General features: G+C 57.7%; 10 protein-coding genes. 4 read left to right on the top strand and 6 right to left on the bottom strand.

What is annotated here, in order from left to right; genetic code table 11:
* Positions 1-80 precede the first annotated feature (80 nt).
* The 3 genes from SH661x_RS19135 (at position 81) to SH661x_RS19125 (ending at position 4,014) form a co-directional block, all read left to right on the top strand.
* Complete coding sequence (locus SH661x_RS19135) at positions 81-1,598, top strand: hypothetical protein (protein WP_437224887.1); 1,518 nt, start codon at positions 81-83, stop codon at positions 1,596-1,598.
* A 24-nt stretch (positions 1,599-1,622) separates the two neighbouring features.
* The gene (locus SH661x_RS19130) at positions 1,623-2,798 is read left to right on the top strand and encodes a serine hydrolase domain-containing protein (RefSeq protein ID WP_437224885.1); all 1,176 of its coding nucleotides are present in this window, start codon (positions 1,623-1,625) and stop codon (positions 2,796-2,798) included.
* A 244-nt stretch (positions 2,799-3,042) separates the two neighbouring features.
* The gene (locus tag SH661x_RS19125; RefSeq protein WP_437224883.1) at positions 3,043-4,014 is read left to right on the top strand and encodes a prepilin peptidase; all 972 of its coding nucleotides are present in this window, start codon (positions 3,043-3,045) and stop codon (positions 4,012-4,014) included.
* A gap of 6 nt (positions 4,015-4,020) precedes the next feature.
* Here the strand turns inward: SH661x_RS19125 and SH661x_RS19120 are convergent, their stop codons facing one another.
* From SH661x_RS19120 to hpnE, 3 genes are all read right to left on the bottom strand, one after another.
* The gene (locus SH661x_RS19120; protein WP_437224881.1) at positions 4,021-6,183 is read right to left on the bottom strand and encodes an NfeD family protein; all 2,163 of its coding nucleotides are present in this window, start codon (positions 6,181-6,183) and stop codon (positions 4,021-4,023) included.
* 302 nt (positions 6,184-6,485) lie between these two features.
* The gene (locus SH661x_RS19115) at positions 6,486-7,292 is read right to left on the bottom strand and encodes a class I SAM-dependent methyltransferase (RefSeq protein ID WP_437224879.1); all 807 of its coding nucleotides are present in this window, start codon (positions 7,290-7,292) and stop codon (positions 6,486-6,488) included.
* A 98-nt stretch (positions 7,293-7,390) separates the two neighbouring features.
* The gene (hpnE, locus tag SH661x_RS19110; RefSeq protein WP_437231222.1) at positions 7,391-8,785 is read right to left on the bottom strand and encodes a hydroxysqualene dehydroxylase HpnE; all 1,395 of its coding nucleotides are present in this window, start codon (positions 8,783-8,785) and stop codon (positions 7,391-7,393) included.
* A 463-nt stretch (positions 8,786-9,248) separates the two neighbouring features.
* Between hpnE and SH661x_RS19105 the strand changes: the two genes are divergently transcribed.
* Positions 9,249-9,728 (top strand): UvrB/UvrC motif-containing protein, encoded by a 480-nt coding sequence (locus tag SH661x_RS19105; RefSeq protein WP_437224877.1) that lies wholly within the window; start codon positions 9,249-9,251, stop codon positions 9,726-9,728.
* A 94-nt stretch (positions 9,729-9,822) separates the two neighbouring features.
* Here the strand turns inward: SH661x_RS19105 and lptE are convergent, their stop codons facing one another.
* From lptE to recO, 3 genes are all read right to left on the bottom strand, one after another.
* Entirely contained in the window at positions 9,823-10,392 is a 570-nt protein-coding gene (lptE, locus tag SH661x_RS19100) for an LPS assembly lipoprotein LptE (RefSeq protein WP_437224875.1), read from the bottom strand.
* Positions 10,393-10,405: 13 nt separating this feature from the next.
* A complete protein-coding gene (locus SH661x_RS19095) occupies positions 10,406-12,004 on the bottom strand; it encodes a tetratricopeptide repeat protein (RefSeq protein WP_437224873.1) in 1,599 nt (532 codons plus the stop codon).
* A 123-nt stretch (positions 12,005-12,127) separates the two neighbouring features.
* Positions 12,128-12,874, bottom strand: a complete 747-nt coding sequence (gene recO, locus SH661x_RS19090; RefSeq protein WP_437224871.1) for a DNA repair protein RecO — start codon at positions 12,872-12,874, stop codon at positions 12,128-12,130.
* Positions 12,875-12,965 lie beyond the last annotated feature (91 nt).

Here is a 12,965-nt window from a genome sequence, read left to right as displayed (position 1 = left end):
GGATCCCCTGAGTTTCCCTCGTGTTGCGTTGGATGAAACGCGCCGGGCCTCGACGCAGCCGTAAAGAATGTGAGCAGGCAATGAACCGACCTGATTCCTCTCCCAACTTTGATTGGCTCAAAAAGAATCCACAGGCGAGCTCGTCCCAGTTGGAGAAGAAAGATCCCCCCTTCCCTGCTCTGGATGGCGAAGCGTCGACAGCAGGAAAGGATCTCAACGCTTCTGAATCCATTCATGATGATGTCCTGTCAGTGGACGTATTAGGGCTGTCCCCGAAGGAAGAGGGGACAGAAACCGTCGACGTTGCGGCCGTTCAGGGGGAAATCAACTCGGTTCCTGCACCGATTCTGAATGACTCCGATGGAACAACGGTCATCATGCCCAACCGAAAGTTTCTCCTCTCGCAGGGGGATTCCAGCTTTGGCCCGGCAGAGAATCGGCCGGAAGAAGGCGCGGTGAACGAGGGTTCGGACAACGGGAAGTCGGTGGAAGCGGGAGTCGAGCTCACGCAGGCTGCTTCCGAAACCACTCCTGCTCAAAGCTTGTCGGCAGACGTCCCAAGTCCCACCACGCCCAACTTTGGAAGCTCTCCAGCTCGGGCCGAGTACCATACCCCTCCCGATTTTCCGGTGGTGGAGTCAGCTGTTCTTGAGGAACTGAGTTCATCCTTTGCGACTGAAGAAGAGAATGAAGGGCACACTGAAGTTCTCCGCGCGGAGGATATCGACAAGGCCAGACAATCATGGCCGAAATTCCCGATAGGCCCTGACGCTTCTGCAAGGACCTCCCCATCGGGGACCGGGGCAGATGCTTTATCCGTGGGGCAAACTTACGATCAAAATCCCGTTGCGACCTCTGTCGTGCCTGCCAGTCCAAGTCGATCATTTGTGATTCTCGCCAGCTACGCCAGTGCGATCACAATCGCCTTTCTCGCCTTGCTGATGCGGCAGATCTACGAGCATGGTCATCCGCATCAACTGGAAAGTCTGCCTGACATTGCGACCCAGAAAGAGGGCGAGCTGACCTACGTGCCGGCGAATGCACGACTCCCCGCTGGTCACACGCTTCATTTTCATGAACAGCAACGGTTCGGCAATATTCTCGTAGAACCCCTGTCAATTACGCGGGAGCCGGTCGACTTCGTTCACTACTCCGGGGATTCGACCAGAACTCATCCTCCCACATCGCCCGTCTGGAAACTCAAGCTCCGTTTGACAAATCTTTCCAAGGATCAGGTGATTGCTCCGCTGGACCGCAATCTCGTCCTCCGCTGGGTCAGCAAGGCGGGGCAACCAGTGGAATTTACCAACTATTTCATCTCGCCCGAAGGCACGACCGACCGCAATGCTCCCACAGTTCAGCTTTACCGGTTGCCGGTCGACAGCGACTGGGATCTGGCCGGTCAGGAGCTCGGGAAGGTGCTGCAGCCTGGTGAATCGTACGAAACCTACCTGATCTCTGCCGAAGAAGGATTCGATGCTCTCCCGGAAGACCTCGTCTGGCGGGTCCAGATTCGCAAGGGGTATTCCGAAAAAGGAAATGGAGTGACGACCATCTTTCAGGTAGCGTTCAAGAAAGATGATGTCACTGGAGTCTGACGCCCGGCCAGCCATCAGATCAAATTGGAATCTCGCACGCAGACCGTGCTCAATGCCCTCACCCGCAATCCCCTTCCGCAGATGAATTCACTTCCACAGGAACGTTTCCCCCGGACTTATCAGGTCATTCAGCACGGGATCTCGCATCAGCTTCACCGGGGGATGCAGGTCTTCATCTCCCGGGATTTCGAACCAGTTGCCGATTTCGCGGTGGGCGAAAATGTCTCTGAAGTACCGCTGACACCTGACTTCCTGCTTCCCTGGCTGAGTGCCGGAAAGCCTTTGACCGCTGCTGCCATTCTCCAGCGAGTCCAGCACGGCCAGCTGAAACTTGAAAGCCCGGTTTGCGACGTCATCCCTGAGTTCGCGGCCGCAGGCAAAGAAGCGATCACTCTGGAGAATCTCCTGACCCACACGGCGGGACTCAAGCCGATTGCTACCGGTTGGCCGAAAAGAACATGGGGTGAGATTGTGGACAAGATCTGCCAGACCGGAACACGTCGGGACCGGGGGGATGGCCTGGAATGCGGCTATGATCCCGCCCGCAGCTGGTTCATCCTGGGGGAGATGCTGCAGAGAGTCGACGCACAGCAACGGACGGTCGACCAGATTATCCGGCAGGACGTTCTTGAACCCCTGGGGATGTTCAATAGCTGGATGGCGATTCCGACAGATCGTCTGGACGAGTTTCGACCTCGGCTGGGAACGACGTATTCATCGCAGAATGATGTTCTGACTCCCACTCCGGGCAACACCGATGAATATTGTCTGACTCCCAGCCCCGGCGGGAGCATGCGTGGTCCGATCCGTGAGTTGGCCCGCTTTTATGAGATGTTGCTGCGGCAGGGAACGACTGCCGACGGGACGTCGTTGCTCGACCCGGAGATCGTCCGGCTCATGCTTCAACGTCGCCGGCAAGGGGAGTTCGACGCGACGTTTCAGCACGTCGTCGACTTCGGCCTGGGGATCATCATTAACTCGAATCGTTACGGAGCTGAAACCGTGCCGTATGGTTTCGGTCGACACGCTTCAGAAAACTCGTTCGGGCACGGAGGGGCACAGTCCTCCATTGGTTTCGCGGATCCAAAATACAAGCTGGTGGTGACCGCAGTCGCAAACGGCCTCCCGGGCGAGCAGGTACACAATCACCGCTTCAAGGAACTCAATTCAGCGATCTATGAGGATCTGGATCTCGATTAAGGGGGCGGCTGGTCGGGGAGGGTTGGTACCACGGAGACACGGAGGCACGGAGAAGGTTTTTTTAACCGCGAATCGAACGAATTGAGCGAATGAATATGTAATGGCGTTAGAGCGAGTACGCTTTAAGATTTTATTCGCTGAATTCGTGTGATTCGCGGTTACCTACTCGCCTCCGTGCCTCTGTGCCTCCGTGGTGAATCATCAAATCCGTACAGAACATTGACTCAGTTTTTCTAAGTGCCCCGTGATTTCAGACTTCTTCCATATTCCGCTTCCATGGCTGGCGTGCATTCTCGGTCTGCTGACCGGGGTCTGCAGCGGGGTGGGGACCCGGCAGGCCATGAAGGATCTTCAGCTACCCCCCGGGCGATGGCCGATGGCCTTCGGTATTGTCGGGGCGATGCTGGGAGCCTGCTTTGTCTGGATGGCGATGGCCTGGAATTCTCAGAGTACGCCCGAGGTCATCCCTGCACCGGGATGGAAGGAAGCCCGAGTCCTTTATCATCTGACGTTCATCGCCCTGCTGACAATCATTACTGCGACGGACCTGCGCAGCTACTTCATTCTCGACTGGTGCTGCAAGGTGGGTGTGGTGATTGCGGTGCTGGGGGCGGTGATTTCCGGGCAGTTTCAACTCGCGCATGTCTGGGTCGACTGGAATGCGGAGATTCCCCAGCTGCGGGGCCCGTTCATTCCAGCGTGGCTTTCGGCACATCCTCATCTGCACGGACTGGCATGGAGTCTGGCAGGGATGTGTTGCGGGATTGGCCTGACGTGGCTGATTCGCTGGATCGGCTCATGGATTCTCGGAATGAACGCACTTGGCTCCGGAGATATCCTGCTGATGGCAATGGTGGGAGCTTATCTAGGCTGGCAGCCCACGGTGGTGATCACCCTGCTGGCCCCTGTTCTGGCTTTGGGGATTGGCGGGCTCGAGCGTCTGCGCGGAAATCGCGCTGCACTTCCCTATGGTCCATTTCTCGCGCTGGCGAGTGTGCTGGTCCTGTTCTTCTGGCGATGGATCTGGATGGCGGAATTCGTCCTGTCGTCCCATGCTGTTCGGGACCGGGTCTCGATGTTTGCGGTCCGACGCTTCTTCGGGGACCCGATCTCGATGCTGTTGGCGGCCGGATTATCGGTGGGCTTGCTGGTCCTGCTGCTCGGGTTGCTGCGGATTTACAAGTCACTTCCGATCGGCCGCCATCGTTCGCCTTGAAGCAATTCAGGCCTGGCGAACGACGATCCGGTTCTTGCTGACCTGCACCACAGTGACGGTGGCTCCCTCGGGGACGAACGGACCGTCGCTGACGACGTCGAGCAGACGACCGTCAAACTTCGCTTTCCCTGCAGGACGCAGAATGGTCACCGCCTCACCGGTGGCCCCCATCAATGCCATCTGGTCGGGCGCCAGTTCGGGCTTGAGTCGCGGTTCGCCGGGTGAGAATTCGTGAGTCCCTGGGGCGGTGAGGACGAGATCCTTCAGTAAGGGGATGCGGTGCAGATTCTGGCTGAGGATTGCCGAGACAATCACGACGACGATGAGTGACGCTGCGAATGTGGCAAACGTTTTCCCGGCCCGTGCCATGTCGTATTCCAGGCTGAACCCGGTAAAGGTCTGGCTGGCCATGATCAGCGAACCGATCACCAGCAGGATCCCTGAGATGCCGAAGATTCCGAATCCGGGAATCACGAATAATTCCAGTGCCAGACAGCCAACCCCGACAGCAAACAATGCCAGTTCCAGGCTGTCGGCAGTGCCCCCCATGACCTTGCTCCAGAAGAAGATGGCAAACGCCAGGGCGGACACAATCCCGAAAAATCCGGTCATCGTGGCCATCTCGATGTAGATGCAGACGATGGCGATGAAGAACAGAAAACCGGCCATCGCGGGGGTGTTCAGGTTGAACACCAGCGTATCGATCCATGTTCTGCCGATCGTGCGGAACTTCATATCGGACGGAACGCCGATTCGCTGCTTGAGTTCCTCGATGTCCTGAACGGGGCGTTCGGAGATCATCAGGTCATGGGCGCGGACTCCGTTCACCATGATGGCGATTCCCGGCCGCGACTCCGGAACCCGAGGCCCCGGAATCCATTCGTTCTCGTTCTGTGCCATCTCCTCGGCGGACATGTACCACTTGCGGCCGGTCGATTTCTGTGTCACCTGAAAGACTTCGAGATCCTTGTCGGCGAAGCCTTCGATGACAGCAGGGGGACGATGTTTCTGCTCAGCGAGGCTGCGGAGCAGTTCCAGTTCGATGCTCAAAACCTTCTCTTCAGCCCGCACAATCATCGGTCCCATCAGGTTGATGGGGATGGCATTGCCGATCTTTGCGTCCGGCTTCATGTAAATTTCATCGCAGGCAACAGCCAGAATCGCCCCGCCGCTGATCGCCTCACGGGGGATGTATGCGACCGTTTTGACGTTCTTTTCGCTGAGGTGAGCGATCGTCTGGGACAGGTCAGCACAGACGGAGAGCAGACCTCCGGGAGAATCGATTTCAAAAACGATGACCTGGGCCCCTGACTTCACTGCACGATCGATCTGCCGCTGAGCGAAGGACTCAAAGACTTCATCAATGACATCATGCAATTCGATGTAGACGACTTTACTGACCGGTTCAGCGGGTGAAAGTTCTTTCAGGGAGTCGATCCCCAGTCCGTACCCTTCGATCAGGTCGCGTCGGCTTTCTGCGGTTCGTACTGCGAGCACATCGCGAGCGCGGGCCTGAGTGCCGGTGAGAACGCCTGCCGTTCCGGCCTCGCTGATCGTCTTGGAGTCCAGAATGACCACTCCCTGATCCTGAAGCTGGCGGGCTTCCGTCGATGTTGCCAGACGGGACTCCTTCTCTCCGGGAGAAGTTTCAATCGTCAGCTGCACGAGCGAGACGGAAGGGTCCATCATCGCATTGACCAACGGGAGTGAGACTCGGGTGTTGCGACGTCGATCGACGATATTGCGGATGATCGTCTGCTGGTCGGGCGAGACGGCTTCTCCATTTCCCAGATCCCCCAGCGACGCCCCGGGAGCCATGACGATTTCCTGGCAGGCCAGTGCCACCAGCACGTTGTAACCCGAGACCGATTCCGGGACCCACGCCACGGTCGTGACATTGGAAAACGGTGACTCCGTCAGAAAGTCTGCCAATGCATAGCAGGAATGAAACGGACTGCTCCCGGGACTGATTTCGAGAAAGACGATTCCCTTTCGGTCTTCCCGTGCCGCTGTGTCCTGCATCTCCAGCATAGTGCGGCGAACGAGCCCCAGTGTTTCATCACCGATCGGGCTGGTGACCGGCACAATGCGGGCAATCGGGGCGACTGCCGGTCCGGGAGGGTTCACTGCGAAGACTGTGCGGGAGAGTCCCAGAACTGCAACCAGCATCAATCCCATTAAGGAAAGACGATTGCATTGTCGAAGCAAATTGGCCCGTAGCCCGGATGTCCGGGCTTGTCGAACTCCCCCAGTGTGAAGATGTTGGATCACAGACGCATCCTGAGCGAACGAAAGGTCAGACCCGGGATATTCAGACAGATTGGTGGCCGCGCCCATCTCCCAACATCTCCTATGATTCCGTCTGTCGTCCCGCACGGGGTATTATAGCCCTGCTTTCTACATTGGAACCGGGACAGCGGCGAAAATCTCGTGGAATCCCAGGAGCGGGACAAACCTCGCTTTTACAAGGTTCACCCTGAAGATTCGGGAACCCAGATCGGCGAGCGGTCGCTCACCGGTTTCTGACGGATTCGGCGGGCCTTGATCCGCACATACGGCGCGACGAACATGCCGCGATGCTTGTAATGGCCGGGCCGGGCAGCAGGGTCTCCCCGCCGGGGCTCCACGACGTCCTCTATCACAAATCCGGAACGACACAGCTCACCCACCAGCTGTTCCCAGCGATGCAGGTACTCGACCGCTCCCGGTTCACGGTAGGCGGTATCAGGGACCGCAGGGAGAGGATCGCCGTAGTAATACGGGATCCCAATGACGTACCGGTCCTGCCTGTCCCGTTCGATCACCTGCAGACTTCCCGGCTGCTTGTGCTGGCTGATGTAGAGTCCCTGATCCCGCAGGACATGGGCGATCCCCTGATAGACTTCGCGGATGCGAGGGACGTAGCAGGTGCTGACCGGTTGATGCACAATATCAAAGGAATCGGCAGCGAAGATGGAAAGGTCTTCCATGGGGGCGCGGACGATCTTGATATCGAGATTTCTTCGCTGTGCCTCGTGTTCATCCCGCTTCAGCATCTCTTCGCTGAGATCCACAACGGTGACGCGTGCTCCCGCCATCGCGTACAGAATCGACTGCCAGCCACCCCCTGCTGCCAGACAGAGTACTTCCATTCCTTTGACGGAACCGGGCAGCCAGCCGCGGCGGTCGAGAGTCAAAAGCGGCTGAGCGCACTCTTCATCCGTGGCGACATTGGCGAATTGACTCTGAGCCCGCGCAAGTTCATCCCACGCACGACGATTGGCTTCCAGATGCTGCATGTGTTCAGTCTTGATACAACGTTGTGAAATCCCGTTTAGCTGCCCACTTCAAGTGGGCTGTTAAACGAATTCTCTTTGATTCCCTTGTCCCCTTTTCCTCACTTCCTCCCCCACAGCCAGCTTGCAAGCCAGCCGCGCGGGAGATCGGGCTGCACGGCCGGGGCGGAAATGCCGTAGCTGTGCAGGATGTTCGCAGATGCGAGGTAACCGCTGCGGACCGCTCCTTCCATGGTCGCGGGCCAGCCGGTCTGCGTCCAGTCGCCCGCCAGCTGCAGGTTGCCAATCGCAGTCTGCTGAGTCGGGCGAAGATGGTCGATCCCCGGAGCAACCGAAAAGACCGCTCTCCGCTCGGTAATCATGCGATGATGCAGGAGTGTGGCTGCGGCAGCGTCGGGCCAGATCGATTGCAGCTCTTCAACCACATGATCCACGACCTGCTGCTGTGTCATCTCATGCAGATGCCGACTGGCGCTGATCACGACCTGATACAGGTATCCGGTGCCGCGAGGGGTCTGGCCAGTGCCTCGAGCGAAGACCCATTGTCCCAGGCGGCCCACCAGAACTGCGTGCGGCAATGTCATGACGGGTCGATCGAACCAGAGATGAATGCTTGTGATGGGAGCGGTCTGAATCTGTTCAATCTGCTGGCTGAGAGGATGCAGTGCCGGCTGCGTGGAGAGAAGTACTCCCAGCTGATGCTGGGGAACTGCAAGCACGAACTGATCCGCAATGATTTCCCGCCCGTCCTGCAGAAGCAGCGACTGGACCATGCGGGAGCTTGAGACGATCGAAGCGACACGAGCCTGGCAGTGAACCTCCACTCCCAGCAGCTGCAGCGCACTGAGAGTTCGATCGGAGTAGAGTTCATCCAGACTGATGCGGGGGATTTCGACCTTCCAACCGCTGCTGTTGGTGAGAAAGCCGTCCACCATGACCTTGCGTGCGTAGACGGCATCAATTCTGTCGAGAGATTCACTCAGGGCACTGACGAGCACGACTTCCCAGACATTGCGAATCAGCTCGTCCGACTGCCCGTTTCGTTTCAACCAGGCGTGAAAATTCTGACCCGCCAGAGAATCCGGGGAGCTGGACGCCAGCTTGCGTACGGCGTGAGCGAATCGCCATTTGTCGGAGAAAGTGAGTTCCGGCATCCTCCAGAAAGCCCGGGTGAGATGAAACGGAGCAGGCAGAGGATCTGCCCGGAAAGTCGTCTGAATCCCGCTGGGGGAGATGAAATAGAGTTCGTCCTGAGTTTCGAAGGACGTGTCGATCTGAAGTGAGGTACACAGGTGCCGCAGGTTCGTACAGCAGCCCATGCTGACGTGCTGGCAGTTATCGATGACCGCACCCGATTCGGCGTCGGTGTAAGAAGTCGCCCGGCCCCCGAGCGCCTGTCTTGTCTCCAGCAAGGTCACTTTGAGCCCCGCCTGTGCCAGTGCGGTCGCAGCTGCAATCCCCGCGAGCCCGCCCCCGACGACAGCGACTTTCGGAATCGGATCAGAGGCGAAGCGGGAGTGTACAGGAGGAGAAATTTGAGAAATCCGGCTGCGAACGGAAGGGGTACGGAAACGGGATCGTCAGTTTCGATCAGTTGTCACGGGCGACCAGCGTTTTGTCAAATATGTTGAGAGTTGAGAGTTGAGAGTTCATTGTTGAGGGCTGGGCTGGGCTGGGGAGGCTGAATAGGTTCCGCCCTCAATCCCCAATCCCCAATCCCCAATCATCTCCGCTTCGGTTTGGCTCGGACTCGGACTCTCGACGCCCGCCAAATCAGGCGGTCCTCCGCGTGATTCCCCCCGGCAATTGACACTGATATCCCCGTGCCTAGAATTGAACTGGTAAATCAGCTGTCAGTGAAGAACTCTCTGGATTGGCGGGGTGTCGCTCCGCGAAATCGTAGAACGTATCAGGGTGGCCGTTGTGAAAAAGTGTTTGCGTTGTACAAAGCAGGCCACATTGCACATCACAGAGCTCAAGGGGGGTAAATCCATCTCCCTGCATCTTTGTGAGACCTGTGCGCAGGAATATCTCAACACGGTCGAAGTCGGGGGCATCCCGGACGAATACGGGACCGCCTACTCTTCATCCAAAGAGATCGATACCGAGACGGATGAAGATCTTCCCGAGGTCGGGGTCCGGTCCTGCCCGCACTGCGGCATCACCTTCAAGCAGTTCCGCAGCCAGGGACGTCTCGGCTGTCCCCGCGATTACGAAGTTTTCCACAGTGAACTGCTCCCGCTGCTGGAGAGTATTCACGGCGAGACCCAGCATGTCGGCAAGTTTCCGCCGAAGGTGTCGGAAAACAGCAGGCGTCAGCACGAACTGATTCGTCTCAAGAATGAACTGAAGTCCGCTGTCGATGAAGAGCAGTATGAACTGGCTGCCAAGGTGCGTGACCAAATTCAGCTGATCGAAGCGGAACTGAAGGCGAACTGAATGAGAAAGGCACAGACAAAACCGTCAGCGCCATGACTCTACTGAGAAGCGTCAAGCTGGAGTACGGGCGAGATATTCCCGCCCCGCACTCGTTTTACCAGGGCGACTCCATCAGGCTGACGATCTGCCGGGCCATCTGGTTCACGCCACTCTGAGTTGCTGTTGCCAGTGACTGTCCCGGCTCAGGTGCGAAGCTGGTGTTGACGACTGCCTGTGCCACCTGCGCGTCGACGGGAACGGTCTGCTGAGCGAGAATCGCACCGCTCCGCAGGTCTTCCCACGTGACTTCGACTCCGAGGCTCAGCTCCAGCTCGCGCGGGTCGTCGTACTTGTTCTGGTTCGCAACAGTCTTGCCGACATTGACGACTCGCCCGGTCAGTCGCGTATCCGCAGCGGCCCCTTTCACCAGTCGAAACGGCGTGCGGTTCTGAATCTGCATCTGGACGGCTTCGGTCAGCTGCAATTCGAAACCGCGGCGAAAACCGTCGTTGGTGTAAGAAGCCTGATAGGCATCGTTGGTGAACGTGGGGACATCGATCGTCCGCACTTCTGGTCCATAAGGACTCCCGACGATGTAGCCGCAGCCACTCAGGCAGACGCTCATCCACAGCACGAGGGGGACTCGTACACGACGCAGGATTCGATTGTCCGTGAGGTTCATCATCGGTCGTTCGACGTCATTTGCCCTCGAAGGAAGCACGGAGGGGGGTGTCATCGGACTGGGAGTCTGACTTGTTGGGATCGACTTCTTCCTTGTCCTCTTCAATTGGTTCCAGCTTCGGTGGTTGCTCTGCTCGTCGGAGCGGATTCATTCGCTGTAACAGACTGGGTTTTGCCGGAGGCTCCGGCATCTTCTCGGGTTCACGTTTTTCTGGTGGCGGCGTCTGGGCCGGAGTTGTTCCTGCAGGTGGCAGAGTGACTTTGCCGGGGGTGGCCTGAGGAGCTGCAGCCTGCTTCTCTGGCGGCGCCTGCCGCGGCTTCTTGTTCAAGTTCCAGATGGACGATTCCCAGGCGAGTTCCTTTTGTTCGATTCGCTGGAGTTCCTTTCGGGCCATCTCAGCATATTTCGAATCAGGATGCCGGTTGATGATCAGGTAGCAGTGCAGTTTGACTGCCGGATTCATGCGTTTGACGTTGTAGAACTCGACCAGATCCCACAGCCGGGCCACTTCGGCCTCCTGCAGGCGGTTCACTTCGTCAGTCAGCTGTTCGCGCTGTTCCGGTGTGAGATCGGGAAACAGGGCGAGCATTTCCTGCTTCAATTCGCGTGATGTTTCCAGACTCTTGCCGTCGTAGGCCGGGCCCATGTAGCTGGCCAGAGTCACGTGTGATCCGAGGAGATATGCGTCTTTCAGATGCCGGCTGTCGGGATACTGCTCCCGGAGGAGGGCATAAAGCCGGGCTGCTTCGACGAAGTCTTCAGTGCGCAGTGCATGGTTCGCTGCGAGCATCAATGCGTCATCCGCGAGAGGACCGGTCGCATCGTGCAGCCAGATCGATCGCAATGCCTGTTTGCCGCGACCGTAGGTATCGAACAGCGGCCGGGTCTCATCCGTCAGATTCGGCAGGACGGGGACGCGTGTGGTTGCGGATGCCTTTTTGATCGGCTGCTCCATGTTCCCCAGGTCCTGGGCTTCATGGTTGGCCATCTTGATTTCGGCATCTCCCGTCGCGCCGACATCTTCGGGGAAGTCGAGCCAGTAGCGGGCAATGCGGAAGAGCTGCCGGGTCACCGGATCGAGATACCGGGTCGAAGGATACTTGACCAGAAGCTCCTGGTAACTCTTTTCCGCGTCGGGATATTTCCGCTGGGCGTACTGACATTCCGCCACCATGTACAGGGAATCTTCTTCGATCGCATCCCCGTATGTGGAGTACAGGTCGGTCCCTTTTTGGGGACTGACGCCCCACATGCGGCGGAACTTCGCCATGAATCCTTCGTGCAGATCGCGCCGCTCTTTCACGACGGACTTGAATCCTTTTTCTGCTTCAGCGTATTTGCCCTGATCGTACAGGGCCCGGGCGTCATCGTAATTCTGCAGTGCCCGGGTGGTGGCTTCATCGCCGTGTTTCAGCAGTTCCGCCCGTTTGCGTTCCCAGTTGGTCTTACTCAGATTGCGTTCGGTCGGACCCTGAACGCCGGCAATTGAATATTTGGGATTGTTGTCGAGCTCCTCTTTCACCTGCTCTTTGCGCGTGAGCGAAGACATGCTGCCGCACCCTGAACCGACAGCCATCCCGGAGGAGAGCAGTAAGGCCAGTGTGCAACGGGCCACGCGTCGATTTCTGAATGGTGATGTTCGAGGCATCAACTCGCTCTATGTGCCGCGGACCCGAACGGGACGCGGTCGCGAACGATTTCCCGGATCGAATTTCCGGAAAAACGCGGAGGGGGAGGGTTAAAAATTCAACAGGGGTAACGTCTTGGGCCGCTTCCCCAGAACATGGGAAATCGCGGCCGTCAGCAGTTTACGGATCTCTTTCTTGTGACGGGGGTTCAGTTCATTGACCTGCACCGGTGAGCCCCCTTCTGCCGCGAGTTGACGGAGAAGGGACAACACTCCCGGTTGGAATTCGGCGGTTTGATACTCCGAAGTGCCGCAGCTTGAACAGATCAATCCGCTCTGAGTGACCCAAAATCGCGAAGAGTCGTCAGAAGAAATCTCCGATTGGCAGATTGTGCAGGTTTCAAAATCGGGGATCTGCCCAATTTCGCGAAGCAGGGAAAGCTCGAAGCGGCAAACGGGGTCGAAAATGGAATCGATCTGTTCCAGCCGGGCCAGAGTTTCGACAGAAAAAGCGTAGAGTTCCGGATGCGGATCCCCTTCCTCAGTCAGTGCATTCAGAAGTTCTGCGATGTAATACCCGGCATAGAGGTGTGAGAGACTGCCCGCCTGCGGCTGAAACCGTTTGATGAGCTGGGATTCCGTTAGCAAGTCCAAGCTGCCGGAGGACTTCGGTAGAAAGACAATGCGGCACTGGGAGAGCAGGTCGAGCGAGACCTCAAACGCGCTTCGCAACCGCTTGGCCCCCTTGGCCAGACACGAGATTTTGCCGAAATCCCGGGTAAAGAGGGTCACCACCCGGCTGGATTCACTGAAATCCGCCTGGCGAATGACCAGGGCATCAGACTTTTCGGCAGACATAGTTCAAAGCTTTCTTGTAGCACGGGGCACTATGAATAGTGTCCGTAGAAAGCCTCTATGGCAACCCGACTCAGATTTTCAGTCTCTGAGT

Origin of the sequence: Planctomicrobium stercoris (assembly GCF_051465655.1) — a bacterium.
Classification (GTDB): domain Bacteria; phylum Planctomycetota; class Planctomycetia; order Planctomycetales; family Planctomycetaceae; genus Planctomicrobium.
This window is presented reverse-complemented; position numbering and strand designations above follow the sequence as displayed.

Excerpts from the sequence above, each read along its gene's own strand:
- SH661x_RS19135 (WP_437224887.1), top strand. The coding sequence starts at position 81 with ATGAACCGACCTGATTCCTCTCCCAACTTTGATTGGCTCAAAAAGAAT.
- SH661x_RS19120 (WP_437224881.1), bottom strand. The coding sequence starts at position 6,183 with ATGCTGGTTGCAGTTCTGGGACTCTCCCGCACAGTCTTCGCAGTGAAC.
- SH661x_RS19115 (WP_437224879.1), bottom strand. The coding sequence starts at position 7,292 with ATGCAGCATCTGGAAGCCAATCGTCGTGCGTGGGATGAACTTGCGCGG.
- lptE (WP_437224875.1), bottom strand. The coding sequence starts at position 10,392 with ATGATGAACCTCACGGACAATCGAATCCTGCGTCGTGTACGAGTCCCC.
- recO (WP_437224871.1), bottom strand. The coding sequence starts at position 12,874 with ATGTCTGCCGAAAAGTCTGATGCCCTGGTCATTCGCCAGGCGGATTTC.